This window comes from Nocardioides marinus (assembly GCF_013408145.1).
GTDB lineage: Bacteria > Actinomycetota > Actinomycetes > Propionibacteriales > Nocardioidaceae > Nocardioides > Nocardioides marinus.
On record NZ_JACBZI010000001.1, the window covers coordinates 1,763,007 to 1,788,408 of the forward strand.

Annotated in this window: 25 protein-coding genes; 8 read left to right on the plus strand and 17 right to left on the minus strand. The window is 71.7% G+C overall.

Going from position 1 to position 25,402, the window contains the following annotated elements; translation table 11 throughout:
* Positions 1-25: 25 nt before the first annotated feature.
* The gene (locus BKA05_RS08365; RefSeq protein WP_179531027.1) at positions 26-2,383 is read right to left on the minus strand and encodes an ATP-binding cassette domain-containing protein; all 2,358 of its coding nucleotides are present in this window, start codon (positions 2,381-2,383) and stop codon (positions 26-28) included.
* 157 nt (positions 2,384-2,540) lie between these two features.
* On the opposite strand from BKA05_RS08365, the gene BKA05_RS08370 reads away from it, so the two are divergent.
* Together BKA05_RS08370 and BKA05_RS08375 are read left to right on the plus strand one after the other, a co-directional pair.
* Complete coding sequence (locus BKA05_RS08370) at positions 2,541-3,386, plus strand: sigma-70 family RNA polymerase sigma factor (protein WP_343045576.1); 846 nt, start codon at positions 2,541-2,543, stop codon at positions 3,384-3,386.
* A 177-nt stretch (positions 3,387-3,563) separates the two neighbouring features.
* Entirely contained in the window at positions 3,564-3,797 is a 234-nt protein-coding gene (locus BKA05_RS08375) for a hypothetical protein (RefSeq protein ID WP_218842751.1), read from the plus strand.
* Between the two features lie 31 nt (positions 3,798-3,828).
* On the opposite strand, the gene BKA05_RS08380 is transcribed toward BKA05_RS08375, so the two are convergent.
* Positions 3,829-4,488: a DUF6989 domain-containing protein gene (locus BKA05_RS08380; protein WP_179531030.1), complete on the minus strand. Its 660-nt coding sequence runs from the start codon at positions 4,486-4,488 to the stop codon at positions 3,829-3,831.
* A gap of 16 nt (positions 4,489-4,504) precedes the next feature.
* Positions 4,505-5,383, minus strand: coding sequence for a hypothetical protein (locus BKA05_RS08385; protein WP_179531031.1), 879 nt, complete (start codon positions 5,381-5,383; stop codon positions 4,505-4,507).
* A 67-nt stretch (positions 5,384-5,450) separates the two neighbouring features.
* Here BKA05_RS08385 and BKA05_RS08390 point away from each other — a divergent pair, with 67 nt between their 5' ends.
* Positions 5,451-6,164 carry a hypothetical protein gene (locus BKA05_RS08390; RefSeq protein ID WP_179531032.1) on the plus strand — a complete coding sequence of 238 codons (714 nt, stop codon included), beginning with the start codon at positions 5,451-5,453 and terminating at the stop codon, positions 6,162-6,164.
* A gap of 16 nt (positions 6,165-6,180) precedes the next feature.
* On the opposite strand, the gene BKA05_RS08395 is transcribed toward BKA05_RS08390, so the two are convergent.
* A complete protein-coding gene (locus BKA05_RS08395; RefSeq protein ID WP_179531033.1) occupies positions 6,181-7,011 on the minus strand; it encodes a formate dehydrogenase accessory sulfurtransferase FdhD in 831 nt (276 codons plus the stop codon).
* A gap of 3 nt (positions 7,012-7,014) precedes the next feature.
* Positions 7,015-9,510 carry an aminopeptidase N gene (gene pepN / locus BKA05_RS08400; protein WP_179531034.1) on the minus strand — a complete coding sequence of 832 codons (2,496 nt, stop codon included), beginning with the start codon at positions 9,508-9,510 and terminating at the stop codon, positions 7,015-7,017.
* Between the two features lie 190 nt (positions 9,511-9,700).
* On the opposite strand from pepN, the gene BKA05_RS08405 reads away from it, so the two are divergent.
* The gene (locus BKA05_RS08405) at positions 9,701-11,488 is read left to right on the plus strand and encodes a SpoIVB peptidase S55 domain-containing protein (protein ID WP_179531035.1); all 1,788 of its coding nucleotides are present in this window, start codon (positions 9,701-9,703) and stop codon (positions 11,486-11,488) included.
* An 81-nt stretch (positions 11,489-11,569) separates the two neighbouring features.
* Here the strand turns inward: BKA05_RS08405 and BKA05_RS08410 are convergent, their stop codons facing one another.
* A complete protein-coding gene (locus BKA05_RS08410; RefSeq protein ID WP_179531036.1) occupies positions 11,570-12,577 on the minus strand; it encodes an NADP-dependent oxidoreductase in 1,008 nt (335 codons plus the stop codon).
* A gap of 81 nt (positions 12,578-12,658) precedes the next feature.
* On the minus strand, positions 12,659-12,943 hold the full coding sequence (locus BKA05_RS08415) for a HesB/IscA family protein (RefSeq protein ID WP_179531037.1): 285 nt from the start codon (positions 12,941-12,943) through the stop codon (positions 12,659-12,661).
* A gap of 123 nt (positions 12,944-13,066) precedes the next feature.
* Here BKA05_RS08415 and BKA05_RS08420 point away from each other — a divergent pair, with 123 nt between their 5' ends.
* The gene (locus tag BKA05_RS08420; RefSeq protein ID WP_179531038.1) at positions 13,067-13,552 is read left to right on the plus strand and encodes an OsmC family protein; all 486 of its coding nucleotides are present in this window, start codon (positions 13,067-13,069) and stop codon (positions 13,550-13,552) included.
* Entirely contained in the window at positions 13,549-14,433 is an 885-nt protein-coding gene (locus tag BKA05_RS08425; protein ID WP_218842367.1) for an SDR family NAD(P)-dependent oxidoreductase, read from the plus strand. Before BKA05_RS08420 ends, BKA05_RS08425 begins: the two co-directional genes overlap by 4 nt.
* On the opposite strand, the gene BKA05_RS08430 is transcribed toward BKA05_RS08425, so the two are convergent.
* Together BKA05_RS08430 and BKA05_RS08435 are read right to left on the minus strand one after the other, a co-directional pair.
* Entirely contained in the window at positions 14,420-15,133 is a 714-nt protein-coding gene (locus tag BKA05_RS08430; protein WP_179531039.1) for a peptidylprolyl isomerase, read from the minus strand. The two genes, BKA05_RS08425 and BKA05_RS08430, sit on opposite strands and share 14 nt — an antisense overlap.
* 23 nt (positions 15,134-15,156) lie before the next feature.
* Positions 15,157-16,254: an alanine racemase gene (locus BKA05_RS08435; RefSeq protein WP_179531040.1), complete on the minus strand. Its 1,098-nt coding sequence runs from the start codon at positions 16,252-16,254 to the stop codon at positions 15,157-15,159.
* A 188-nt stretch (positions 16,255-16,442) separates the two neighbouring features.
* On the opposite strand from BKA05_RS08435, the gene BKA05_RS08440 reads away from it, so the two are divergent.
* Positions 16,443-17,324 (plus strand): YihY/virulence factor BrkB family protein, encoded by an 882-nt coding sequence (locus BKA05_RS08440; protein ID WP_343045577.1) that lies wholly within the window; start codon positions 16,443-16,445, stop codon positions 17,322-17,324.
* Here the strand turns inward: BKA05_RS08440 and BKA05_RS08445 are convergent.
* Together BKA05_RS08445 and BKA05_RS08450 are read right to left on the minus strand one after the other, a co-directional pair.
* On the minus strand, positions 17,290-18,777 hold the full coding sequence (locus tag BKA05_RS08445) for an MFS transporter (protein ID WP_218842368.1): 1,488 nt from the start codon (positions 18,775-18,777) through the stop codon (positions 17,290-17,292). The genes BKA05_RS08440 and BKA05_RS08445 overlap by 35 nt on opposite strands.
* Positions 18,778-19,021: 244 nt before the next feature.
* Positions 19,022-19,444, minus strand: a complete 423-nt coding sequence (locus tag BKA05_RS08450) for a rolling circle replication-associated protein (protein ID WP_179531041.1) — start codon at positions 19,442-19,444, stop codon at positions 19,022-19,024.
* A 269-nt stretch (positions 19,445-19,713) separates the two neighbouring features.
* On the opposite strand from BKA05_RS08450, the gene BKA05_RS08455 reads away from it, so the two are divergent.
* Positions 19,714-20,073: a hypothetical protein gene (locus tag BKA05_RS08455; protein WP_218842369.1), complete on the plus strand. Its 360-nt coding sequence runs from the start codon at positions 19,714-19,716 to the stop codon at positions 20,071-20,073.
* Between the two features lie 137 nt (positions 20,074-20,210).
* On the opposite strand, the gene BKA05_RS08460 is transcribed toward BKA05_RS08455, so the two are convergent.
* The 6 genes from BKA05_RS08460 to BKA05_RS08485 all read right to left on the minus strand — a co-directional run bounded on the left by BKA05_RS08460 (position 20,211) and on the right by BKA05_RS08485 (position 24,802).
* Complete coding sequence (locus BKA05_RS08460; RefSeq protein ID WP_179531043.1) at positions 20,211-20,552, minus strand: hypothetical protein; 342 nt, start codon at positions 20,550-20,552, stop codon at positions 20,211-20,213.
* Positions 20,549-20,854: a hypothetical protein gene (locus BKA05_RS08465; RefSeq protein ID WP_179531044.1), complete on the minus strand. Its 306-nt coding sequence runs from the start codon at positions 20,852-20,854 to the stop codon at positions 20,549-20,551. The genes BKA05_RS08460 and BKA05_RS08465 overlap by 4 nt, the downstream gene beginning before the upstream one ends.
* A 193-nt stretch (positions 20,855-21,047) precedes the next feature.
* Positions 21,048-21,482 (minus strand): GNAT family N-acetyltransferase, encoded by a 435-nt coding sequence (locus tag BKA05_RS08470; RefSeq protein ID WP_179531045.1) that lies wholly within the window; start codon positions 21,480-21,482, stop codon positions 21,048-21,050.
* 208 nt (positions 21,483-21,690) lie between these two features.
* Positions 21,691-22,587, minus strand: a complete 897-nt coding sequence (locus BKA05_RS08475) for a rolling circle replication-associated protein (RefSeq protein WP_179531046.1) — start codon at positions 22,585-22,587, stop codon at positions 21,691-21,693.
* 662 nt (positions 22,588-23,249) lie between these two features.
* Positions 23,250-24,497: an IS256 family transposase gene (locus tag BKA05_RS08480; RefSeq protein ID WP_179531047.1), complete on the minus strand. Its 1,248-nt coding sequence runs from the start codon at positions 24,495-24,497 to the stop codon at positions 23,250-23,252.
* Between the two features lie 83 nt (positions 24,498-24,580).
* On the minus strand, positions 24,581-24,802 hold the full coding sequence (locus BKA05_RS08485; RefSeq protein WP_179531048.1) for a hypothetical protein: 222 nt from the start codon (positions 24,800-24,802) through the stop codon (positions 24,581-24,583).
* Positions 24,803-25,402 lie beyond the last annotated feature (600 nt).

Sequence of the window (25,402 nt, forward strand, 5' to 3'; positions counted from 1 at the left end):
CGTATTGATGCGCCGGCTCGGCGGGCTACCTGCCGACGTACGCCGCCAGGTGCTGACCCGTCAGGGTGGACGCCTCCTCGACGAGCTGGGCGGGCGTGCCCTCGAAGACCAGCGTGCCGCCGTCGTGGCCGGCGCCGGGGCCGAGGTCGAGGATCCAGTCGGCGTGCGCCATCACGGCCTGGTGGTGCTCGATGACGATCACCGACTTCCCGGAGTCCACGAGCCGGTCGAGCAGGCCGAGGAGGTTCTCGACGTCGGCGAGGTGCAGGCCCGTGGTCGGCTCGTCGAGGACGTAGACGTCGCCCTTCTCCGCCATCTGGGTGGCCAGCTTCAGCCGCTGCCGCTCGCCGCCGGAGAGCGACGTGAGGGCCTGGCCGAGCGTGAGGTAGCCGAGACCGACGTCGGCGAGACGGTCGAGGATCTTCACCGCGGCCGGCAGCTTCGCCTCACCGTCGGAGAAGTGCTCACGGGCCTGGGCGACCGACATCTCGTGCACCTCGGCGATGTCCTTGCCGCCGAGGGTGTGCTCCAGCACCTCGGCGCGGAACCGACGACCGTCGCACTCCTCGCAGGGCGACTCCACCGTCGCCATCACCCCGAGCTCGGTGAGGATCACGCCCGCGCCGTTGCAGGTGCCGCACCCGCCCTCGGAGTTGGCGCTGAACAGCCCCGGCTTCACGCCGTTGGCCTTCGCGAACGCCTTGCGGATCGGCTCCAGGAGACCGGTGTACGTCGCCGGGTTGCTGCGCCGGGAGCCCTTGATCGCACCCTGGTCGACGACCACCACCTCGTCGCGGCCGGCCAGGGACCCGTGCACCAGCGAGCTCTTGCCGGAGCCCGCGACGCCGGTGACCACGCACAGCACCCCCAGCGGCACGTCGACGTCGACGCCGCGCAGGTTGTGGGTGGAGGCCCCGCGCACCTCGATCGCGCCCGTGGGCTCGCGGAAGGACTCCTTGAGACGGGCCCGGTCGTCGAGGTGGGTGCCGGTCAGCGTCCCACTGGCGCGCAGGCCCTCGACGTCGCCCTCGTAGACCACCTCCCCGCCGTCCGCGCCGGCCCGGGGGCCGAGGTCGACCACGTGGTCGGCGATGGCGATCGTCTCCGGCTTGTGCTCCACCACGAGCACGGTGTTGCCCTTGTCGCGCAGCTGCAGGAGCAGCTGGTTCATCTGCTCGATGTCGTGCGGGTGCAGCCCGATGGTGGGCTCGTCGAAGACGTAGGTGACGTCGGTCAGCGAGGAGCCGAGGTGACGGATCATCTTGGTGCGCTGGGACTCACCACCCGACAGCGTGCCGCTGGGCCGGTCCAGCGACAGGTAGCCCAGCCCGATCGCGACGAACGAGTCGAGCACCTCGCCCAGGGCGGTGAGCAGCGGTGCCACCGACGGCTCGTCGAGGCCCTTCACCCACTCCGCGAGGTCGGAGATCTGCATCTGGCACACGTCGGCGATCGACCTCCCCGCGATCCGCGACCCGCGCGCGGCCTCGGTCAGCCGGGTGCCCTCGCAGTCGGGGCAGGTCTGGAAGGTCACCGCGCGGTCCACGAAGCGGCGTACGTGCGGCTGCATGGCCTCGGGGTCCTTGGACAGCATCGACCTCTGGATCTTCGGGATGATCCCGTCGAAGGTCAGGTTGACGCCCTCGACCTTGATCTTGGTCGGCTCCGACCACAGCATCGTGTCGAGCTGCTTCTTGGTGAACTGCTTGATCGGCTTGTCCATCGGCAGGCCCATGCCGGCGAAGAGCCGGCCGTACCACCCGTCCATGGAGTAGCCCGGCACCGTCAGCGCCCCGTCGGCCAGCGACTTCTCCTCGTCGTACAACGCCGTGAGGTCGATGTCCTTGACCGAGCCGGTGCCCTCGCAGCGAGGGCACATGCCGCCGAGGTAGACCTCCTGCTTCACGACCTTCTTCTCGACCCGGCCGCCCTTCTCGGTGGTCATCACACCCCCTGCCTTGCGGGTGGGGACGTTGAAGGAGTAGGCCGTCGGCGGACCGACGTAGGGGTCGCCGATGCGGCTGTAGAGGATGCGCAGCATCGCGTGCGCGTCGGTCGCGGTGCCGACCGTCGACCGCGGGTTGGCGCCCATCCGCTCCTGGTCGACGATGATCGCGGTCGTCAGCCCCTCCAGCACGTCGACGTCGGGCCGCGCCAGGCTGGGCATGAAGCCCTGCACGAAGGAGCTGTAGGTCTCGTTGATCAGCCGCTGGCTCTCGGCGGCGACCGTGCCGAACACCAGCGAGCTCTTGCCCGACCCGGAGACCCCGGTGAACACCGTGAGCCGCCGCTTGGGCAGGTCGACGCTGACGTCCTTGAGGTTGTTCTCCCGGGCGCCGACCACGCGGATGAGGTCGTGGCTGTCGGCGGGGTGCTGGGTCACGGGTGGCTCACTTCCGGCAGGGGAGTCGACGGCGACGGGACGATCCTGGCAGGTCCGCCCGTCCCCTCGACGGACCACGGGCCTAGGGTGTGACCGCCGCGGCGGCCCGGACTCATCGGCGCACCGCCGCGTGGACCGAGCAGGAGGAGCAGGAGCCGTGACGACCGAGGTGTTCGAGGCCGAGCGGCCCCGGCTCGTCGCGCTCGCCGCGCGCGTCCTCGCCGACGGCGCCGAGGCCGAGGACGTGGTGCAGCAGGCCTGGCTGCGCTGGCACGGCACCGACGCGCACATCGACAACCTCCCCGCCTGGCTCACCACGGTGACCAGCCGGTTGTGCCTCGACCGGCTGCGGGTACGCCGCCCGGTGCTCGTCGACGACGCCGGCGCGCTGCCCGAGGACCCGGTCGGCACGCGCGACCCCGCCGACGAGGCGGTGCTCACCGGCGAGGTGGGGGCTGCGCTCGCGCTCGTGCTCGACAGGTTGTCACCCCAGGAGCGGGTGGCGTTCGTGCTGCACGACAGCTTCGCGGTGGAGTTCCCGACGATCGCCGAGGTCCTCGACACCAGCCCCGCCGCGGCGCGGAAGCTCGCGTCCCGGGCGCGTGCCAAGCTGCGCCCTCCGGCCGTCGATGTGTCGATGGCCGACTGGGAGGTCGTGGACGCGTTCATGGCGGCCGCTCGGGGCGGCGAGTTCGACCGGCTGCTCGCGCTGCTCGCGCCTGACGTCGTGGTCACGGCCGACGACGCAGCCGTCCTCGCCGGCACGCCGGAGCGGATCGTGGGCCGAAGCGCCGTCGCCGACTTCTTCGACGGCTCGGCCCATGCCGCTCTGCCGGTGCTCTGCGAGGGTCGCCCGGGCTACGCGTGGTTCCACCGGGGCGACGCCGCGGTCGCCTTCGACTTCACCGTCGCCGGCGGAGTGGTCACCGGGCTGGTGTTCCGGGCAGAGCCCGACGCCCTGGCCGGTGTGGTGCGCCGTGAGGGCGCGGACGCGAGGGCCTGAGCCCGCCCACCGTGGGAGTCGTGCCCGTCAGCGGGCGCCATGGCGCCCGCTCAGGGGCACGACTCGACCCCGAGTGGTCACGCTGCGCCCGTCACGCTGCGCCGGTCACACTGGCGGGCCCGGCTGCGTCAGTAGCGTGAACCCACCCGGAACCCCCGAGGAGACCCCGTGAAGACGATGACCTGCCGACAGCTCGGCGGCCCCTGCGACGTGGCCCACCGCGGCGACACCGCCGACGACGTGATCAAGGCCCAGGACGCGCACCTCAAGGAGGCCGAGGAGGCCGGTGACGCCTCGCACCAGGCCGCACGCGAGGAGATGAAGGGACGCTGGCGCCGGCCGGTCAAGGCCATGGGGTGGTACCGCGACACCAAGCAGACCTTCGCCGACCTGCCCGACGACCCGGCGTAGGCGGGTCGGGAGCGGTCAGGGGCGGGTCACGTCACCAGGTGACCCGCCAGGTCGCCACGTCGATGACGAAGTAGGACAGCACCAGCGCACCGAGGTAGAAGGTGGACACCGCCAGCGCGGCGGCCACCCGCACGCCCCAGGACCGGCGGCGGGTCGCGGCGAACGCCACGGCGGCGGCCCATCCCAGGGCCACCTCGGGCGGCAGCACGTAGACGGCGACGCCGAGCACGCGCGTAGTGGCACCAATCGGCTCCCACAGCTCGAGCACGGGGGCCAGGATCTCGGCGCCCAGGAAGATCACGCCGGCGAAGAGACCCGATCGCCCCGGCCGCAGACCCGCGAGGGCGAGCGCCATGAACAGCGGCGGCACCCACATCAGGGCCATCGACAGCGAGATCGTGTCGTCGACCCTCGGGCCACCGGTGTCGGGGAAGCGCAGGGTGCCGAGCACGTCGGCCAGCACCCAGTCCGGTAGCACCTGGAACACCGAGACCAGCAGCAGGAACCCCGCGAGCTCCACCAGCTCGCGCCGTCCCGAGTGCCGCGTGGCCCACAGCAGCCCAGCGGCGTACGACACGAGCAGCAGCAGGACCGCCCAGCCCTTGGCCGGGGGCTCGAGCAGGAGGACCACGCCGCCGACGGCGAGCAGCGCGACGTGGAGACCGACGAGGGGGCGCAGGCGACGGGGCACGGAGGGACCGTAGCGGTCAGCGGGGGTCGAGGCGGTAGTGCAGCCGCACCGCGGAGGTGCGCAGCAGCCGCAGGTCGTGGTCGGCGCGCAGCACTCCCTCGTCGTCGACGTAGAGGTGGAACGTCTCGCGGATGGGGGCTCGTGCGGCGTAGGTCGTGCCACCGTCCTGCGCCACGACGTAGGCACCGTCCGCGCCGAACGCACCTCCGAGCGAGCGCAGGTGGAAGGAGCCGTCCGTCCCGTGGTCGGGCCGTAGGAAGACCTGCACGTTGCCCGACTCCAGCGGGAACGCTGCGTGGACGCTGCGCCGGTCCGCGCCCGGCAGGAGCCGACTGGAGTAGGACCCGCTGAAGGCCCGCTCCCCGGTGGCGCGGACCGTGCGCGCCCACCCGGCGGCCTGCTGGACACCGGCCGCATCGAGGATCGGCGTCACGGCGCTGTCCATCCCGTGCGCCACGTCGAGCGATCGCATGGGCAGGGCCAGCTGCTCGAGCCGTCGGCCGAACAGCCGCGCCACCAGCTCGCCACCGGGCCACAGGACCGGTGACCAGCCCACCCACACCTCCAGGCGCCAGCGACTGGTGTGCTCGTAGAAGTCCCGGATCTCCGGACGCACCGCGGCCGCCGAGAAGCCCGGTCCGTCCAGGTCGGCCAGGTCGCGCAGCAACCCGGCGCCGGGCTCGTCGCGGAGCACCCGGCCGCCGTGGTGGGCGGCCTCGACCTCGAGCCAGTCGTCGGTGACCCGGCCGGTGCCGCTGGTCGGCGCGCGCAGCCAGGCGTGCTCCCCGGCCAGGTCGACCGCTCGACCCACGGTGCGCCAGAACTTCCGGGTGCCGAGATCGACCGCGCTCCAGCCGCGCGCGCGGCGGGCAGCCCCCGAGGGCGACGTACGCATGACCTGGACCCTAGACCGCGCCGGTGGAGCCACGGCGCAGCGTGTCGGGGGTTAGCGTGCGCACACCATGTTCAGCTACCACCTCGCCGAGGTCCCGGCGTCGCTCGGCGCCCGGGCGCTGCTGCGGCCGCCGACGCCGCAGCAGGTGCCCGGACTGCGGCACGGTGAGGCCCTGGCCTTCATGCAGCTCGGGTCGCCCACGGTGTCGCGTCAACGGATGCAGGTGCGGCGGGTGGCGTACTTCGCGCGGTGGGAGGACGAGGACGCGCTGGAGCGGTTCCTCGCGGCATCGCCCTGGGGCACCGCCCTCGCGGGTGGCTGGCACGTCCGGATGGACTTCCTGCGCCGGTACGGCTCGCTCGCCAGCCTCCCCGACCTGCCCGAGCGTGCGGGTCGCTGGGACGGGGACGAGGCGGTGGTGGCGGTGACCCTGGCCCGGCTGAGGTTGCCGGAGCTGCCGCGCTTCCTGCGCTGGGGCAAGCCCGTCGAGCGGCTCGTCGTCGAGCACCCAGGCACGACCCTGGCCCTGGCCGCGATGCGACCGCCACGCCACTTCTCGACGTTCTCGCTGTGGCGCTCGGTCGCGGAGATGACCGCCATGGTGCACGGCCACGGCCCCGACGTCCCGGGCCCCGACGGGCCGGTCCCCGCCGCCGTGCACGCGCAGGCGATGGCCGAGCAGGCGCGCCGCGACTTCCACCACGAGTCGGCCTTCATGCGGTTCCGGCCGCGCTCGGAGCACGGCACCTGGCTGGGCCGGTCCGCCTGGCTGCCGTCCTGAGGCGGAGAGGCCGGTCTCAGCCGACGTACGCCACGACCCGGTCGGGGCGGGTGAAGGCGTAGAGCGCCAGCCCGTGCTCGGTCGCCAGCCGCACCGAGAGCGAGGTGGGGGCGCCGACGGCGACCAGGGAACCGATGCCGGCGGCGACCGCCTTCTGCACCAGCTCGAAGCCGGCCCGCCCGCTGACCACGAGGCACGCCTCGGCGGGGGAGAGGCCGGCCAGCAGCCGGGCGCCGGTGACCTTGTCGACGGCGTTGTGCCGGCCGACGTCCTCGCGGACCACGAGCACCTCGCCGTCGGCCGTGGTGAGGGCTGCGGCGTGCGCGCCCCCTGTGCGGTCGAAGACCTGCTGGGCGCCACGCATGGTGTCGGGCAGTCCCCGGACCACCTCGGGGGTGGGGAGGGGGCCGGGCCAGCGGCGTCCCGAGGAGACCGCGAGCGCGTCGGCGAGGGAGTCCGAGCCGCAGACCCCGCACGCCGACGAGCCGGCCGAGGCGGCCTGGTGCCGGTGGCCCGGGTCGCGCAGCGGGGGAGCGGCGAGCGTCACGGTGACGACGTTGTAGCGCTCCTCCTCGTTCAGTGCCGCGTCGGTGCAGTAGCCGACGCCGACCACCGAGCCGGGGTCGTCCCCGACGAGGCCCTCGTGCCGCACCCAGCCCGCGGCCAGCTCGAAGTCGTGCCCGGGGGTGCGCATCGTGACCCACACCCGGCGCGCGGCGGCACCGGGCCAGGCGAGTCGGAGCTCCAACGGCTCCTCGCCGACCAGCCGGTCCTCGCGGCGTCGCTCGAGCCCGCCGTCGAGGTGCTCGACGACGCGGGTGCGGACGGTGGGACCGGGACGCCGCACGCCTCAGCCCCGTCGGAAGCGGGCGATCACCGCACGTCGGCGCTCGAGCTCGTCCACGGCGTCGGTGACCCGACGACGCACCGGCGCCGGCAGGTCGTCGCTCGTGCGCAGCGGGGCCAGCAGCGCCATCGCCTCGTCGCCGGCCATGCAGGCGGGGAAGAAGTCCTCCGCGACGTCGGCCTGCACCCACCCCGAGTGCGCCCGCGCGGCGGTGGGCAGCTGGTCGGCGTAGCGGGCGACGTACGGCGTCAGCAGCTCGGCCTGGGCCTCGCGCCACATCCCCTGCCCGGCGGCCCGCAGCTCGTAGTTGGGCACCGCGACGGCGCCGGTGAACCGCTCGAAGGCGAACTCCTTGGCCTCGGCGGTGGGCATCGAGACGACGGCGCGGGTGTGCTCCACCCGGGAGACCGCTGTCGGCTCGGCCTCGAGCGCCGCGTCGAGCTCGGCCCGGTCGGTGGCCCCGAGGACCGCCAGGCGCACCCACATCCGCCAGCGCAGCTCGAGGTCGACCTCGAGACCCGGCGGCAGGTCCCGCCCGGCCAGCCAGCCGCGGAGCAGCTGCTCGTCGGAGGCCGTCGCGACCGCGGTCTGCAGGGACCCGAGCTGGAGCGTGGAGCCGGGCTCGTGGGCGTGCGCCGCCCGCAGCGCCGCGGCGTGCAGGCGAGAAGCGGCGGTCGCGGGGTCGCTGCTCAACGGCACCGCGGAGCGCAGCAGCCACGGGGTCGTGTAGGTCAGGCCGGCGTCCTGCGACTCGACGGGGAGCCAGGCCTCGGCCAGGTCGACGACGGCGTCGGGGTCGACCTCGGCGTGGTGGAAGCCCGAGCGCACGGAGTTCCAGATGCCCGCGCGCATCATCGGGTCCTCGGTGCGGGTGACCAGTCCGGGCAGCAGGTCCAGTGTCGGGCCGTCGACCAGGCAGGCCGCCCAGGTGTCCTCCCAGGGGTCGACCAGCACGGCGTGGCCCTCGGGCACCTCGACCGGGGTGCGCTCGCCGGTGACCTCGACGTCGGTGCCGGTCCAGGCACCGCCGGCGGGTGCGGTCGCCAAGCGCAGCGAGTGGCTGCGGTCGGCGGGGTGGTCGGCCGGGGGAGTGCGCACCAGCTCGCCGGCGGAGCGGTCCAGCTGGAGCCGGTCGGGCCCGGCGGTCACCAGCCACTCGCGGGAGAAGGCGTCGAAGCCGCCGGCGCCCGCGCGGGTCCAGGAGTCGAAGAGGTCGTGCATGGTCGCGTTGCCGAAGCGGTGCCGGGTCAGGTGGTCGCGCACGCCCTCGAGGAACACCTCGTCGCCGAGCCGGGCGGCCAGCTGCTTGAGGATGCTCGAGCCCTTGGCGTAGGAGATGCCGTCGAAGTTCTGCAACGCGGCGAGCGCGTCCTCCTCGCCGTTGCCGGCCACGGAGTGGGTGCTGGGCCGCTGGTCGGCGACCAGCCCCCACTGACGACGGGCGAAGGAGTTCTGCACCCACGCGTCGTCGTACTCGGTCACGGCGGCGGTGACGCGCACGCCCATGTACTCGGCGAAGGACTCGTTGAGCCACAGGTCGTCCCACCACCGCGGCGTGGTGATGTTGCCGAACCACTGGTGCGCCATCTCGTGGGCCACGGTGGTGGCGCGCTGGATGCGGACGCCCCGTGTCACCTTGCTGGTGAAGACCAGCGGGTCCCGGAAGGTGATGCACCCCGGGTTCTCCATGGCGCCGGCGTTGAACTCGGGCACGAACGCTTGGTGGTAGTCCCCGAACGGGTACCGGATGTCGAAGAGGCGGTGGAACTCGTCGAAGCACTGCTTGGTCATCGTGAGCAGCTCGTCGGCGTCGCGGTCGAGGTCGGCGGCGATGCTCTGCCTCGCCGACAGCCCGAGCGGGATGCCGTCGTGCTCGTCGCGCACGAGGTGGTAGGGGCCGGCGACGAGGGTGACGAAGTACGTCGACAGCGGCTGGGTCTGCTCGAGCTCCCACACGCCCGGCTCCGGGTTCGTGGCGGGGGCGTTGCCGATGACGACCCAGTCCCGCGGCGCGCGGACGTGGAAGGTGTAGGGCGCCTTGAGGTCGGGCTGGTCGAAGCAGGCGAAGATGCTGGGCGCGGCGTCCATGAAGGACATGCCGTAGACGTAGTGCCGTCCGTCGGCCGGGTCGACCGAGCGGTGCAGCCCCTCGCCGTCGTTGCGGAAGCGCATCACGGCATCGACGACGAGCTCGTGGCGTCCGGCGTCCAGGGTCAGCGGCACCCGCCCGTCGCGCAGCAGGTCGACGTCGACCGCGCGACCGTCGAGGGTGATCGAGCGCACCGAGGCCGGCTTGAGGTCCAAGAAGGTGCTGCCACCGTGCGAGGTCAGCGCGATCCGGGTCACCGACCCGAAGGTCTCCTCCGAGCTCGCGAGGTCGAGGGTGACGTCGTAGGAGTCCACGACGAGCAGGTCGGCACGGGCCTGCGCCTCACTGCGCTGCAGGCCCCGGACGGGCTGGGCGGAGGGGGTGGCGTCGGCGTCGGAGAGGTCAGGCACGGGGCGACCCTACGTCCGCGGCGGGGCGCCTTCCTCACGCGGTCGGGGGTGCTGTCGGGGCACCTGAGGGCCAGCGTCACCAACCTGTCCAGACATTTCTCGACGTGTCCGGCAACCAAACGGGGGTGGGACACGTCACCATGGCAGCGGGTGCACTCCGTGCCCGCACGTCTAGGGAGGACACAACGCGATGACGCGTTCGATCCAGGCGGGCCGGGCTCGGGCCCTGGCCGCCACCATTGCTGCCGGGCTGTCGCTCGGCACGCTCGCCGTGACCGGCGGCGCGGCCAGCTCGGCGGAGCCCGCACCCGACTGCACGGCGCCGTACGACGTCGCGCAGCTCGAGCGCGGCGACGCCGTGACCGGCCTGACGGTCGAGTCCGGCACCACTCCTGAGGAGTTCACCGGCGAGGTCATCGGTGTCCTCGACGACGGGATCGCCGTCGGCCTGGACATGATCATGGTCGAGCTCGACAGCCCCGCGCTGCAGCGCGCCGGCGGCATCTGGCAGGGCATGTCCGGCTCGCCGGTCTACGTCGACGGGGAGCTCCTGGGCGCCGTCGCCTACGGCCTGAGCTGGGGACCCTCGCCGATCGCGGGCGTCACGCCGTTCTCGGAGATGGACGACTACCTCGCCGCCCGTCGCGCTCCCGGCGCCACGCAGGACGTCGAGGTCGACCGCCGCACCGCCAAGGCGATCGCCCGCCAGAGCGACGTCAGCCGCTCCCAGGCCGCCCAGGGCTTCACCGCCCTGCCGGTGCCGATGGGCGTCACCGGTCTCTCCCAGGCGCGCCTGGACAAGGCCCACCGCTACGCCACCAAGCACGACAAGGGCTACTTCGCCTCCGGTGCGCTGGCCAGCGGCCGGATCGGACGCACCAGCGCCCGCGAGGCAGCCCCCGAGACGGTGGTCGCCGGCGGCAACATCGCGGCGTCGATCTCCTACGGCGACGTGACGTACGCCGGTGTCGGCACCGTGACCTCGGTGTGCGACGGCCGCGTGGTCGGCTTCGGGCACCCGTTCTCGTTCCTCGGGGGCACCACGCTGGGCCTGCACCCCGCCGACGCCCTCTACGTCCAGCCGGACTCACTGGGGGCGCCGTTCAAGGTCGCGAACATCTCGCCGGCCACGGGCACCATCGACCAGGACCGCCTCACGGGCATCAGCGGAGCCTTCGGGGCGCTGCCGGACGCAGCGACCATCACCTCCACGGTCAGCTACGAGAGCCGTTCACGGACCGGCTCCTCCGACATCTACTACACGCCGTACTCCGCGGACGTGACCTTCGGCCAGCAGATCGCCAACCACGACCGGGTGCTCGACGCGATCATCCCCGGCGGTGAGGACCTCGCCTGGACCATCACCGGCACCGACGAGTCCGGCGCCCCGTTCGAGCTGTCGTGGGAGGACCGCTACGTCTCGAACTACGACATCACCTTCGCCTCGTCGTGGGACCTCGCCGACACCGTCTACGTCCTGTCCAACCTTCCGGACGTGCACATCGACTCGATCACCACCGACGGTGCGGTCGACGACAACACCGACCAGCTGCGGCTCAGCGCGGTCGAGCAGCTGCGTGACGGCGAGTGGGTGAAGGTCGGGCGCCGCTACGGCCTGACGGTCGAGCGCGGGAAGATGCTCAAGGTCCGCGCCGTGCTGAAGGCGGCCGACGGCACGCTGTCCTACGCCCCGTTCAGCACCCGCATCGGGCCCCGCGCCCGCAGCGGCAGCCTGAACGTCATGGGCGGTGCCTCGCAGTGGACGAACATCTGGAACGCCAAGTCGGTCGCCGAGGTGCAGGAGGCCTACGCCGACTCCGCCAGCAACGACCAGGTGCTGTTCAACCTGCGCCTGCGCCGCAACGGCGGGAAGATCAACGTGATGAGCGAGGAGCAGTCCTCGGTCGTCGTGGGTCGCAAGTACTACTACGTCGACCTCGACGGCGGCCGCGGCGGCCCGGTCTGCCGGGGCTGCTGACCCGCACCCCACGCAGCACCACACACGCGCGGCCCCGGACCCCGAGAGGGATCCGGGGCCGCACGTGCGTCCGGGGCCGGGTCAGAGACGGATGAGCATCTTGCCGGTGTTGCCGCCGGTGCCCAGCCCGAGGAACCCCTCGACGGCGTTCTCGAGGCCGTCGACGAACGTCTCGCGGAAGCTGAGCCGTTCCTCGGCCAGCCAGCCGCCGACCGTGCGGTAGAACTCCGAGGCGGCGTCACGGTGGTCCCCGACGATGAACCCGGACACCGTCAGCCGGCGCTGCACGATCCGGGTGAGGTTGCGCGGGCCCGGGGGCGGCTCGGTGGCGTCGTAGGTGGAGATCGCGCCACAGGCCGCGACGCGGCCGAAGTCGGCCATGTGCTCGATGGCGGCCTCGAGGTGGTCACCGCCGACGTTGTCGAAGTAGACGTCGATGCGGCGACCGTCCAGGGCCGTACCGAGCTGGCCGGTGAGGTCGCCGTCGCGGTAGTCGTAGGCCGCGTCGAAACCGAGGTCGTCGGTCAGCCAGCGGACCTTCTCCGGCGACCCGGCGGACCCGGTCACGTAGGAGGCGCCGAGCAGCGTGGCCATCTGGCCGACCAGGGAGCCGACCGCGCCGGCGGCGCCGGAGACGTGCACGACCTCGCCCTCGGCGAGCTTCCCGATGCGGGTGAGGCCGACGTAGGCGGTGAGGCCGGGCATGCCCAGCACCGAGAGGTACGCCGACCCCGGGACCCGGCTCACGTCGACCCGGCGGGCCTCGCCGGCGTCGAGCAGCGCGTGCTCGCGCCAGCCGGCCATGTGGGTGACGGTGTCGCCGACGGCCAGGGACGGGTCCTCGCTGGCGACCACCTCGCCCACGGCACCGCCGTCCATCGCGGCGTTCAGGGCGTAGGGCGCCACGTAGGACTCGGTGTCGTTCATCCGGCCGCGCATGTAGGGGTCCACCGAGAGCACGGTGTTGCGGACGAGGACCTGGCCGGGCCCGGGGTCGGGGAGCTCGACCTCGGCGAGGGTGAAGTCCTCGGAGACAGGTCGGCCGACCGGGCGGCGGGTCAGGTGGATCTCGCGGGTGCGGTTGCTCATGTCAACCGATGCTGCCACGGGGATCCAACGGGTCCGCAGCCCCGGCCGGCCGGGGGTCCTGCAGGTGTTGCGTGGGTCGCGTCAGCCCTGGACGCCGAGGGCGAACTCGACGCGACCGCCCTCGTCGACAGCGGCGTCGAGCACCTTGTCGTCGAGCATGGTGGCGGCGTCCTGGTCGAGGTAGACCGTGGCGCCGTCCTGCTGCAGGACCTGGTCGCCGGGCTCGGCGGTCTCGGCGGTGGTGACCGCCAGGCCGGCCTCGGGGCCGGGCTCGGCGGTGATCCGCAGGCCGGAGCCCTCGGTGCCGCCCTGCTGGTCGGCGATCTCCTTGACGATGAGAGTGGCGTTCTGGGTGAGGGTGAGCATGGCTCGCCTTCCGTCTCGCGTACGGGTGAATCCTCCACCGTGCCCGCTGGGACCGCGCGGATCAAGTCGGGTGCGGGTCGGGGGTGCCCCACGGAGGTGTCCGACCTCTGGCAGGCTGACCCCATGGCTACCGACGACACGCTGCGCGCCATCGACATGGTCCGGATCGGGGAGCACCGCTACAAGGCCACCAACGGCCGCGGGGGAGTGCTGCCCATCGGTGGTGGTGACGACCCCGACTTCACCCCGGTCGAGCTGCTGCTCGCGGCGCTGGCCGGCTGCGGGGCGATCGACCTCGACCACCTCACCGGCAAGCGGGCGCCGTTCGCGTCCTTCGCCGCGCGCGCCGAGGGGCACAAGGTCCGCGACGAGGGCGGGAACCACCTGACCGGTCTCACGGTCACCTTCGACGTGACCTTCCCCGAGGGGGAGGGCGGCGACGCGGCACGTGAGTCGCTGCCGCGGGCGATGCGGCAGATCGAGGAGCGGCTGTGCACCGTCGGGCGCACCGTCACCCTCGGCGACCCGGTGGCCTACCGCACCGGGAGCCTCGCGACCGACGCGGACGCCGACGACTCGATCGCGCCCGAGCCGGATCCGTCGGCGTGAGCGTGCGTCCCTGGACCGCGGTGCCCGACCAGCGCGGTCGCCGCTTCGTGGTCACCGGGGCGACCAGCGGCATCGGGCTGATGACCGCGCGGGTGCTGGTGCACCGTGGAGCCGAGGTCGTCCTCGGCGTACGTAACGTGGAGAAGGGCGCCGCGGCGGCGGACCGGATGACCGGCCCCGGACGGGCGGTCGTGGAGCGCCTCGACGTCTCCGACCTGGCCTCGGTGGAGGCCTTCGCCGAGCGCGTGGGCGACGTGGACGTGCTGGTCAACAACGCCGGCATCCTGGGGGTCGCGCAGGGCACCTCGGTCGACGGGGTCGAGCTGCACCTGGCCACCAACCACCTGGGGCATCACGCGCTGGCGCTGCGGATGCTGCCCCGCATCGGCGACCGGGTGGTCGTCGTGTCCTCGAACTCCCACCGGCACGGCGAGCTCGACGTCTCCGACCTCGGCTGGCAGCGGCGGCCGTACAAGCCGTACGCCGCGTACGCCGCCTCCAAGCTGGCCAACATGCTCTTCCTGCTCGAGCTGCAGCGACGGCTGACGCAGGACGGGTCGACGCTGCGCGTGACCGGGGCGCACCCGGGCTCGACGGCCACCGCGATCACCGCCAGCAGCGGGCACGGGTTCTTCAGCTGGCTCGGGTCCTGGGGCCACCAGCTGGTCGGTATGCCGGCCTGGCGCGGGGCGCTGCCGACCCTGTACGCCGCCACCATGGACGTGCCCGGGAACTCCTACATCGGCCCGCACGGGCCGGGGGAGTTCCTCGGGTGGCCGACCATGGTGGGCCGCAGCGCGGCGGCCGCCGACCCTGCGCTGGCCCGTGCGTGCTGGGACGCCTCGGTCGAGCTGAGCGGGGTCGGGCTCAGCCTGCGGTGACGGACTCCAGCTCGACGGTCTCGGTCGGGGGCCCGTCGGGGCCGCCGTTGGCGGTGCCCTTCTCGGCGATGGCGCGCAGCACGTCGACGCCCTCGGGGTCGACGGTGCCGAAGACCGTGTAGTTCGGCGGGAGCGGGGTGTCCTCGTAGACCATGAAGAACTGCGAGCCCCCGGAGTCCGGGTAGGGGGTCTTGGCCATCGCCAGCGTGCCGGCGGGGTAGGTCTCCTCGCCGCTGAGCTCGTCGGGGATGGTGTAGCCGGGCCCGCCGGTGCCGGTGGCGGTGGGGTCGCCGCACTGGAGCACGAAGATCGTGCTGGGCGCGATGGTCAGCCGGTGGCACTCGGTGCCGTCGAAGTAGCCCTGGTCGGCCAGCGAGACGAAGGAGTTGACCGTGCAGGGGGTCGCCGCGGCGTCGAGGGTGGCGTCGATCTGCCCGGCACTGGTCGCGATGCTGACCTCGACCTCGCCTTCCACGGTCGGGTCGGGGGAGGGCGGCTCGACGCCCTCGACCGCCGGGTTGCCGTCGGAGGGGTAGGCGCACTCGCCCTCGGGCGCGGGCTCGAAGGAGCCGGTGCCACCGTCGGAGGAGGCCGTGGTCGTGGGGTCGTCGGTGGCGGTGGAGTCGTCCTCGGAGCCGCAGGCGGTGAGGGAGCCCAGGAGGGCCAGCACGGCCACGGTCGCGAGGGGTCGGGTCAGCATGGCGCCGATGGTAGGCGAGCGACCTAGGAGTTCAGGCCGCGGGCCGCGACCGGCCACGCCCGCAACCGCCCGGCCTCCTCGACCCACAGGGCGTCGGAGAGGTTGACGGCCGCGCAGACGTGGTTGGGGACGACGTCGAGCTGGGTGCCCAGTCGTGGGCGCCGTCCCGGCCACTCCACGACGGCGTGGTGCTCGGAGAGGGAGACGATGCGCGCCCGGGGTCGCTCCAGCACGCGCCCGTACCCCGTCGCGTACGCCGCCCGGTCGGCGCCCAGCACCTTCGAGCCCGCGTCGAGGACGACCCGGCCGCCAGCGTGGCTCACGACCGTGGTGCGGGCGGTCAGCGCGATGTCGTCGGGGTCGGTCGTGCCGAGCTCCCACTGCTGGGCGTCGCCGAAGACGTAGACGCCCGGACGCAGCTCGGTGACCCGCCCGACGTCCTGGCCGCCGGCCTCGTCCGCGCCGGAGACACCGGCGCTGACGAGGCTGGCGGCCAGGGTCGGGGTGGAGCCACCGGAGACGACGCGGACCTCGATGCCCTCGGCCTCGACCGCCTCCCGGGCCCGGCGCAGCGCGCGCGCCTCGGTGGCGACGACCTCGTCGGCGGCACCGGGGGAGTAGCCGTGCCCGGGGAAGGTGAACACCCCGCGCACCGGCAGCCCGACGCGGGCGGAGGCCCGGGCGACGTCGCCGGCCTCCTCGGGCCGCACCCCGGTGCGGTGGTGCCCCGAGTCGATCTCGACGAGCACCTCGACACCGGTGCCGCCCAGGCGGCGGCCGAGGTTCGCCGCGGAGTAGACCGAGTCCACGCCGATGGCCACGCGGGCCTGCTCGGTGAGGTCGCGCAGCCGCTCGGCGCGGTGGTCGTCGACCCAGAGGGGGTAGGCGATGAAGACGTCGGTGCACCCACCGCGCACGAAGGCCTCGGCCTCGCCCACCGTGGCGACGGTGAGGCCGCGGGCACCCATGGCGAGCTGGAGACGGGCGATCTCCAGGCTCTTGTGGGTCTTGGCGTGCGGTCTCAGCGAGATCTGGGCGGCCGCGGCCTGGTCGGCCACCCGGCGTACGTTGCGGCGCAGCCGGCCCAGGTCGACGCGCAGGTAGGGCGTCGCGACCGGCATGCCGCCCACCGTATCGGCAGTGGCGTCGAGGTCGTGCCTCCCGTCCCCGCCCTGCCCCCGGCCGGGATCGGTGCCGCCGTAGCCTCGTGGGGGTGGGAGTGGCGTCACGGGCGAGGGCAGGTGTGGAGTCGGCGCGCGGCGGCGCACGTACGGCGGTGGGCGCGACGCTCGAGAGGAGCCCGTCCTGGGTGCGGACCGGGGTCGACCTGGCGGCCCGCACCGCGCGGGACACGATCAAGGACCGGGTGCCGGGGCTGGCCGCCGAGGCCGCGCTGTTCACCCTGATCTCGCTGCCGGCGCTCATCCTCGTGGTCCTGGGGTCCCTCGGGTTCGTCGCGGACGCCCTGGGACCGGAGGGTGCCGACGAGCTGGACCGGTTGGTCTTCGAGCTGCCGCGCACGTTCTTCTCCGAGCGCACCTACGAGGCGTACGCCGACATCGCCCGCACCGTGGTCGAGAACGGCCGCGCGGACGTGGTGTCGGTGGGGCTGCTGCTGAGCCTGTGGACCGGGTCCAGGGCGGTCAACCGGATCCTGGAGACGGTGTCGATCGCCTACGACGTCACCCCGCGCCCCGGCTGGCGTCGGCGCCTGGTCGCCCTGGGGCTGACGGTCGCTGGGCTCGTGGGCGCCGTGGCGGTGCTGCCGATGCTGGTGCTGGGGCCACGGATCGTGCGGCTGGTCGCGCCGGAGACGGTGGCCGAGGCGAGCCTGTCGGTGCTCAGCGTCCTGTACTGGCCGACGCTGGGGCTGCTGGTGCTCGCGGCGCTGGCCACGCTCTACCACCTCGGCGTGCCGTGGCGGACCCCGTGGCACCGTGACCTGCCCGGTGCGGTCCTGGCGATGGCGGTCTGGTTCGCCGCGTCCGGGGTCCTGCGCGCCTACCTGGCCCTCGCCGGCCAGGACGACCAGGTCTACCAGCGGCTCGGCACCCCGATCGCGGTCGTGCTCTGGCTCTACGTCAGCGCGGTCGCGCTGCTGCTGGGGGCCGAGCTCAACGCGGAGATCGAGAAGCGGTGGCCCACGCGGGAGACGCTCAGGCGCTCGTCGCCACGTCCTCACGAGGAGTGAGACCGGCAGGCACCGCCGGGGGAGCGGGGCGGCTGCGCGGGATGGTCGCGGCGATGGCCACGCCCAGCAGAGCCGCCGCGGCACCGATCACGAAGCAGACCTGGAACGCGCCCTCGGTGGGCACCACGACCGCGCCTGCGCCCGTGCCGAGGGTCAGGGTGCTGCTCGTCAGCACGGTGCCCATCAGGGCGGAGGCCAGCGTCGTGCCCAGGGAGCGGGCCAGCGCGTTGACGCCGACCGCCGAGCCGGCCTCGTGGGCGGGGCTGGCGTCGAGGACCAGCGAGGGCATCGCGGCGTAGCCGATCCCCACGCCGATCGAGATGACCACCGCGGCAGCCGCCAGCTGCCAGGCCGAGCCCATGAGGAACAGGGCCAGCACGTAGCCGCCGCCCAGCACCGAGGCACCGATCATCAGCGTGACCTTCGCGCCGATCGAGGCCATCAGACGGCTGGAGACGGGGGCGAAGAAGAGCATCATGAGTCCGCCGGGCGCCATCCACAGGCCGGCGGCCAGCAGCGACTGCCCCAGGCCGTAGCCCAGCGCCTCCGGGAGCTGGAGCAGCTGCGGCACCACGATCGCCTGCGCCATCATCCCCATCCCGACCGCGATCGCCGCCAGGTTGGTCAGCAGCACGGGCAGGCGCGCGGTGCTGCGCAGGTCGACCAGCGGCTCCGTCGTACGCAGCTCGGCCAGGGCCCAGACCACCAGCACCACCAGGCCCGCGGCGATGAAGCCGAGGGTGCGCCCCGAGCCCCAGCCCCAGGCGCTGGCCTTGGACAGGCCGACGAGGAACAGGACGAGCCCGGTGGCCAGGCCGATCGCCCCGACGGTGTCGAAGCGGGCGGGGTGGGCGTCGTGGACGTGGGGGACCAGCAGCACGATGCCCGCCAGGACGACCAGTGCCACGGCCGCGGAGACCCAGAAGAGCAGGTGCCAGTCGCCGACCTCGACGATCCAGGCCGACAGGGGCAGGCCGATGGCGCCGCCGACGCCGAGGGTGGCGCTCATGGCCGCGACCGAGGAGCCGGCCAGGTGGGGCGGGACGATCTCGCGGAGCAGGGCGATGCCGACGGGGATGAAGCCCATCGCCAGCCCTTGGAGGGCACGGCCCACGAGCATCGGGGCGAGCGAGTCCGCCAGCGCGCAGACGACCGAACCGGCGACCAGGAGCAGGGTGCTGGCCACCAGGACGCGCTGCTTGCCGAGCATGTCTGCCAGACGCCCGGACACCGGCATGGTCACCGCGCCGGCCAGGAGCGTGATCGTCACGACCCAGGCGGTGTTCGCGGCCGTGCTGTCGAGCAGTCGGGGCAGCTCGCCCTGGATCGGGATGACCATCGTCTGGCTGAGCGCGGCCGCCAGGCCGCCGGAGCACAGCGCCACCACGGCGGCGAGAGGACGCGCTGCAGGCACGTTCGGGATGGGATCGCTGGTCACGGCGGAGTCGGGCACCGCACCATGAGACGGCACGATGGTTGCTCAGGGCAACTATTGACGTGCGTGACGTGGGTCACCGAGGATCGAATGTCGACCGTGCGGCAGGGTGCCGGCGCGGGCGACGGCGGTGCTCGGCCTGGCAGTGCGCCGTGGCAGTGGGCCGTCCCGACTCTGTGCGTCAGGGATCGAGATCTCGCACGTCGAATGCTCGGCGAACTCACGAGTCGCCAGGGACGCGCAGCTGCGTGCGGCACATCGGTCAAGGCGGGCAGGTGGAGGAGTCCCGCTCTTCATAAGGTGACATAATGTCGCTTATCGGCGCTTCGGGAGGAAGCCAGCCAGTCGGGACGTACACCGCCAGATGCATGTGCGGGGTCCCTCGACGCTGCCACTCAGTGACCCAGTGCCACCGGATGCACCCGGCGTCGCGCAACTTCCGCAGGTACGCCTCGCGCAGCTGCTTCCAGTCGCCGTGATCGGCAGGTGTGTCGCGCACCGTCAACGTGACGCCGTAGCCGTCACCGTCGAGTGCTGGCACGTCGACTGACCACAACCAGCGGACGTGACGCCTCACGCTGGCCGCGCTCCAGCCGTTCACGCTGCCGCGCTTGTTCTCCCGTGCGCCGCCCTTTCCGGGACAGCCCATAGACGCGCCCGATGGGTACGCTTTAAACGTCGCCATGACCCAACTCCTGGTGACCACGCCCCGGGACGCGCCAACGTCGCCGGGGCTCTTCTGTTTGCAGTTGTTTGATGGGAGCCACTCGGGCTCCGTCGCGATATGCAACTACTAATCAAGAGCCGGGTCCGGCAGGCGCGCCGCTTAGGTTTCGCCAGACACCTCGGGCGCTTGCTGTTGCAAGCGCCATTAGCGATAAACGGAAACCCATATTTCGGCTCTTTTGTCGTGGTTGCTTCCGCCGACTGTGAATCTCGGTTTACGTTGCGGCTGTGAGCACTGAGGCAGGCAGCCGCGCCCGTGTTCTCACTGCATGGGCGATCCGGTCCATGGACTCCACCCGACGCGGGCCGCAGGAGCCGCTGACCGCGTTGCGGGCGCTGCGACACGCCCGGGACAACGTGGACGCCGCCATCGGTCTTTGGACTGACGCTGCCCGCTCCGAAGGCGCCTCCTGGGCCCGCATCGGTCACGAGCTCGACGTCACCGGCCAAGCCGTTCGTCAGGCCGCCCTTCGACGCGAAGCGCTGCAGCGGGCCCGCCAGGAGGCCGCCCAGTGGCGAATGCCGCTTCCCGTGCGACTCCCCCGCATTGCCTGGCGCTTGAGTCGTCGCCGCAAGACGGCGGCCTGACGCTCGACGCGCCGTACCCCTCGCTCGGCGCGCTCCTACGTCGCTTGCTCGCTCAGGCACGTCTTGCTCGCTACGGCGCACCGCCCAGACGGCTCCGCCCCGCCACCGAAGCGACGAGGCGAAGCCACAGGCAGCGGTCACTCGAAGGTCGGGTGCTGCTCAAACCAGCGGCACCACTTCCGCGTGGCTGCCACGACCCGCTCAGCCTTCTCCGCCAGTACCAGGTAACCAGCACGGTCCTGCTCGGCGACGTGAGCGCTGACAGCGAGTTCCCGGTACCGGGCGGCGTAACCCTCGAACCGGATCATGACGTTGCACCAGACACCCAGGGCGTCGTCGCGCGCGGCTTCGGCCAGGTCCTCCGGGGGACCCGGATGGGTCGACTCGTCCGTCATGGCCTCGTTCGTCTGGTCCTCACCCGGCTGCAGGTGATGCGTGTCGTTGGTGATCGGCTTGCGCTGCTGCTCCTGCCCGCTCATCGGGTGGCCTGCTTCGGCTCGACCGCCGCGGCGCTGAGCCACAGACCCTTGGGCGTGCTGCCGATCCGGAGGCCGGTGAAAACGACCTGCTGACCGAAGGTGAACGACGGCACCTCGACCATCGGCACCGTGACAGTCACGACGTCACCGTTACCGCCGTCGAGGACCGCGCGGACGGAGTACTTCTGGACACCGGACTTGGTGAGGTCCGGCTCGCCGTTGAACTGCCTGGCAGTGATGCCCAGCACGATCGCGGCCAGCGCTGCTGCTGAGGCGCTTGGGATAGTGAGCGTGTCGCTCATGGATGGCTCCTTCCGGGGCCTTGTGCGGAGGACCCGAAGGCCCTGAGCCCCGCAGGAGTTGCGACGCTCAGGAGTGCCTATGCAGCACTGCTGCACTAGTCGTTTCCTGAGCCCCACGCGCGGTGCTCAGGTCCTCTATGCAGCAGCTCGAAGCCAGTCAGCGCCTTGCGCGCGCTGCGGCAGATGCGGATGCCTAGGGCCGGACGAAGACTCCCTGACGCCTAGCCGGACGGAACCCGTTTTTCTCGTAGAACGACGACGCTTCACTGTCGCGGGCTGTGAGCAGGTACCAGTGGTTCACGGTCGGGAGTGCTTCGGCGAGCGCTTCGAGCAGGCGTGTTCCGTGCCCCTGGCGTTGCAGGGTGCGGCGCACGCACATCTCCTGAATCAGGAAGTGGTCGTCCGCGCCTGATCGCTCTAGGTGGCCAAGCACAAAGCCTTGAAGGTCGCGCTCTCGTTCGGTTCCCCATAGGCAGAGCCCTGTTGACCGAGGCGTCGCGAGGAAGTCGTTCAGTCGCAGTGACGCATCGTCGGGGCTCCAGGACTCGTCCCACGGTGGCGCGTTGAAGGTGTCGACGTAGAGCGACACGCAGTCAGCCAGCGACTCGGCGTCCAAGGCAGTGATCACCCCCCGACGGTGCCACATCGTGCGGAGCGCAAGCGTCCGCACATCGGCAGATGAGTGCGTTTGGACGCTCGGTCCTGGAGGGGTGACCGGAAGGCTGTCCGTCCCAACGAGCGCTCGCCCTACTCAACGGCCCCGCTGGCGCGGTTCCGTCGAGCCTCGAGGGCGATCACTCGCCGAGAGGGGACGGCCGGCCAGTCTTCCTGGGTTGCTAGGCGACTTCCGGAAGCGCGGACGTGTCCGTGATTGCTCCTAGTTCGCCGCTCCAGCCAGCCGCGAACGCCATGGTGAGGAAGAGGTCACTTGGGAGCCATTCGGAGACGCCTCGGACTGCTGAGAGCGTCGGGTCGCCGTTCTTCAGCATGCGTCGCAGGTAGGCGACTCGGCGCCAGTCACCCTGTGCGCGCGCTTGGGCGATCAGACGGCGACGGACGAGGCGACGCATGCGGAAGAAGGTCGCCTGCTCCATCACTCCGGCGACCGGCTCAACAACCGGCCAGGAGCCGCCGTGCCCCCACAGTCGGCCAGTGCCCGTCCAGCCTGACGGCACGCCCTGTCGTTGGTAGTGCCGGACACCGCGTGCGGAGTGCTTGGCCAGGTACTTCAACCAGCCCTGTGGTCCAGTGATCTGCTTGGCGACCTGCGCGCCCCACAGTGCCCCGTACTCCCCCGCTACCTCACACCAGGTCGAGGTGAGCCATGCCTGGGTGACGGCTCGACGTGCTGCTGCACTGTCGCTTATCGGCGCTTCGGGAGGAAGCCAGCCAGTCGGGACGTACACCGCCAGATGCATGTGCGGGGTCCCTCGACGCTGCCACTCAGTGACCCAGTGCCACCGGATGCACCCGGCGTCGCGCAACTTCCGCAGGTACGCCTCGCGCAGCTGCTTCCAGTCGCCGTGATCGGCAGGTGTGTCGCGCACCGTCAACGTGACGCCGTAGCCGTCACCGTCGAGTGCTGGCACGTCGACTGACCACAACCAGCGGACGTGACGCCTCACGCTGGCCGCGCTCCAGCCGTTCACGCTGCCGCGCTTGTTCTCCCGTGCGCCGCCCTTTCCGGGACAGCCCATAGACGCGCCCGATGGGTACGCTTTAAACGTCGCCATGACCCAACTCCTGGTGACCACGCCCCGGGACGCGCCAACGTCGCCGGGGCTCTTCTGTTTGCAGTTGTTTGATGGGAGCCACTCGGGCTCCGTCGCGATATGCAACTACTAATCAAGAGCCGGGTCCGGCAGGCGCGCCGCTTAGGTTTCGCCAGACACCTCGGGCGCTTGCTGTTGCAAGCGCCATTAGCGATAAACGGAAACCCATATTTCGGCTCTTTTGTCGTGGTTGCTTCCGCCGACTGTGAATCTCGGTTTACGTTGCGGCTGTGAGCACTGAGGCAGGCAGCCGCGCCCGTGTTCTCACTGCATGGGCGATCCGGTCCATGGACTCCACCCGACGCGGGCCGCAGGAGCCGCTGACCGCGTTGCGGGCGCTGCGACACGCCCGGGACAACGTGGACGCCGCCATCGGTCTTTGGACTGACGCTGCCCGCTCCGAAGGCGCCTCCTGGGCCCGCATCGGTCACGAGCTCGACGTCACCGGCCAAGCCGTTCGTCAGGCCGCCCTTCGACGCGAAGCGCTGCAGCGGGCCCGCCAGGAGGCCGCCCAGTGGCGAATGCCGCTTCCCGTGCGACTCCCCCGCATTGCCTGGCGCTTGAGTCGTCGGTCAAGTCCAGGGGCGTGGTGTACGAGGTTGATCCCTCGGTTGGGAGTGTCGTCAGGCTGTGAGGGCCTGGAGTTCTAGCTCGGTGCTGGTCACCTCCTCGGTCGTGGTGTCGACTGCTTGAGCGCGGGCGAGGACGTCGAGTCCGAGGTAGCGGCGGCCTTCGGCCCACTCGTCGTGTTGCTCGGCGAGCACGGCACCGACGAGCCGGATGATGGACGTGCGGTCTGGGAAGATCCCGACGACGTCGGTGCGGCGGCGGATCTCGCGGTTGAGCCGCTCGTTGGGGTTGTTGGACCAGATCTGACGCCAGATCTCCTTGGGGAACGCGGTGAAGGCAAGGATGTCGGCGCGAGCGGTCTCGAGGTGCTCGGCGACGGCGGGGAGCTTCTCGGTCAGGGCGTCGAGGACCCGGTCGAACTGGGCGTGGACGGCCTCGGCGTCGGGTTGGTCGTAGATCGAGTGCAGCAGCGCCTTGACCCACGGCCATGAGGTCTTCGGGGTCGCGGCCATCAGGTTGGCCGCGTAGTGGGTGCGGCACCGCTGCCAGGCGGCGCCGGGGATGGTGGCGCCGATCGCGGCCACCAGGCCTGCGTGGGCATCGGAGGTGACGAGCTTGACCCCGGTCAGGCCGCGGGCGGTCAGGTCGCGGAAGAAGGCGAGCCAGCCGGCGCCGTCTTCGCTGGTGGTGACTTGGACGCCGAGGATCTCGCGGTGCCCATCCGCGTTGACCCCGGTCGCGACCAGGACGTGGACCGGCACGACGCGGCCGCCTTCGCGGACCTTGAGCACGAGTGCGTCAGCCGCGACGAAGGTGAACGGGCCGGCGTCCTCGAGGCGTCGGGTGCGGAACTCCTCGACGTGCTCGTCGAGCTCTTTGGCCATCACGCTGACTTGGGACTTCGACAGGCCGGTGATGCCGAGGGTCTGCACCAGCTTGTCCATCCGGCGGGTTGAGACGCCGAGCAGGTAGCAGGTCGCCACCACGCTGGTTAGGGCGCGTTCGGCTCGCTTGCGGCGCTCGAGCAGCCACTCGGGGTACAGCGACCCTTGCCGGAGCTTGGGGACCGCGACATCGAGGGTGCCGACGCGGGTGTCGAGGTCGCGGTGTCGGTAGCCGTTGCGGGAGTTGACCCGCTCCGAGGAGCGTTCGCCGTAGCCGGCGCCGCACACCGCGTCGGCCTGTGCGGAGAGCAGCGCGTTGACGAAGGTGGTCAGCAGGTCCCGCATCAGATCCGGGGATGCTTGGGACAGCTGCTCGTTCAGGAACTGGGCAGGGTCGATACTGGGCATGGCGGTCATCGGTGTGGTCCTTCTTCGAGTCGGTTTTCGCAGATCACTCGAAGGATCACCCGGTGGCCGTCTCTACGTCGGTAGGGACTCACTCACCGGGGCTGCTCGTACACCACTCTGCTGGACTCCACTGCCCGGGCCAGGCATTCGCGCATGGAGAGCAGGCCACCGGAGTTGGCGACTGCGTCTGCGAGGTGTGCCTGACCGTTGCCGGTGGCAGCGAAGTCGTGTCCGGTGGACCACGCGAGGTTGGTGCCGCCGCAGCCGGAGCACTCGCGTCGGAACATCCGCGCCAGGGCCAGATCGTCACTCACCAGAACCACTCACCTTTGACTCGCCGGTCCAGCCCGCCAGTAGCGCGAACTGCAGCAGCACGTGACCGGGCACCCATTCAGACATACCGCGGACCGCCGACAGGCCCCGGTCGTTGCACCGCAGCATCCGGCGAGCCCAGGCCCCCCGAGCCCAGGCCCGACGAGCCTCGACCGACCCCGGTCGAGTCTGCAGAGCAGCCTTACGAGCATCCGCGATCACGTAGGACCGAACCAGTCGACGAAGCCGACGCATCGTCACATCGGAGATCTCAGCGACCACCGGCTCAGCCACCGGCCAGGAGCCACCCTTTCCCCACAGCCGACCCGTCCCGGTCCAACCGGGTGGAGTGCCCCGACGCTGGTAGTGAGCCACCCCACGCGAAGCGTGTTTGGACAGGTACGACAGCCAACCAAGCGGACCCGTGATCGGGACGACCGCCTGACCGACCTCACCAGGGCCGTACTCAGCAGCCAGATCCAGCCACACCCGGACCGTCCAGGCCCCCACGGTGTCGCTTATCGGCGGTTCCCTCGCAGTCAAACCCGCATCTGGAGTGCAGGCGACACGTATGCCGTGCCGTCAGCACTCCAGTTGAGGTG

Bases quoted from the DNA above. Each gene is read 5' to 3' on its own strand.
- BKA05_RS08405 (WP_179531035.1), top strand. From the start codon at position 9,701: ATGACGCGTTCGATCCAGGCGGGCCGGGCTCGGGCCCTGGCCGCCACC.
- BKA05_RS08375 (WP_218842751.1), top strand. From the start codon at position 3,564: ATGACCTGCCGACAGCTCGGCGGCCCCTGCGACGTGGCCCACCGCGGC.
- BKA05_RS08390 (WP_179531032.1), top strand. From the start codon at position 5,451: ATGTTCAGCTACCACCTCGCCGAGGTCCCGGCGTCGCTCGGCGCCCGG.
- BKA05_RS08480 (WP_179531047.1), bottom strand. From the start codon at position 24,497: ATGACCGCCATGCCCAGTATCGACCCTGCCCAGTTCCTGAACGAGCAG.
- BKA05_RS08450 (WP_179531041.1), bottom strand. From the start codon at position 19,444: ATGGCGACGTTTAAAGCGTACCCATCGGGCGCGTCTATGGGCTGTCCC.
- BKA05_RS08475 (WP_179531046.1), bottom strand. From the start codon at position 22,587: ATGGCGACGTTTAAAGCGTACCCATCGGGCGCGTCTATGGGCTGTCCC.
- BKA05_RS08465 (WP_179531044.1), bottom strand. From the start codon at position 20,854: ATGAGCGACACGCTCACTATCCCAAGCGCCTCAGCAGCAGCGCTGGCC.
- BKA05_RS08385 (WP_179531031.1), bottom strand. From the start codon at position 5,383: ATGCGTACGTCGCCCTCGGGGGCTGCCCGCCGCGCGCGCGGCTGGAGC.
- BKA05_RS08460 (WP_179531043.1), bottom strand. From the start codon at position 20,552: ATGAGCGGGCAGGAGCAGCAGCGCAAGCCGATCACCAACGACACGCAT.
- BKA05_RS08435 (WP_179531040.1), bottom strand. From the start codon at position 16,254: ATGCCGGTCGCGACGCCCTACCTGCGCGTCGACCTGGGCCGGCTGCGC.
- BKA05_RS08410 (WP_179531036.1), bottom strand. From the start codon at position 12,577: ATGAGCAACCGCACCCGCGAGATCCACCTGACCCGCCGCCCGGTCGGC.
- BKA05_RS08420 (WP_179531038.1), top strand. From the start codon at position 13,067: ATGGCTACCGACGACACGCTGCGCGCCATCGACATGGTCCGGATCGGG.
- BKA05_RS08415 (WP_179531037.1), bottom strand. From the start codon at position 12,943: ATGCTCACCCTCACCCAGAACGCCACTCTCATCGTCAAGGAGATCGCC.
- BKA05_RS08430 (WP_179531039.1), bottom strand. From the start codon at position 15,133: ATGCTGACCCGACCCCTCGCGACCGTGGCCGTGCTGGCCCTCCTGGGC.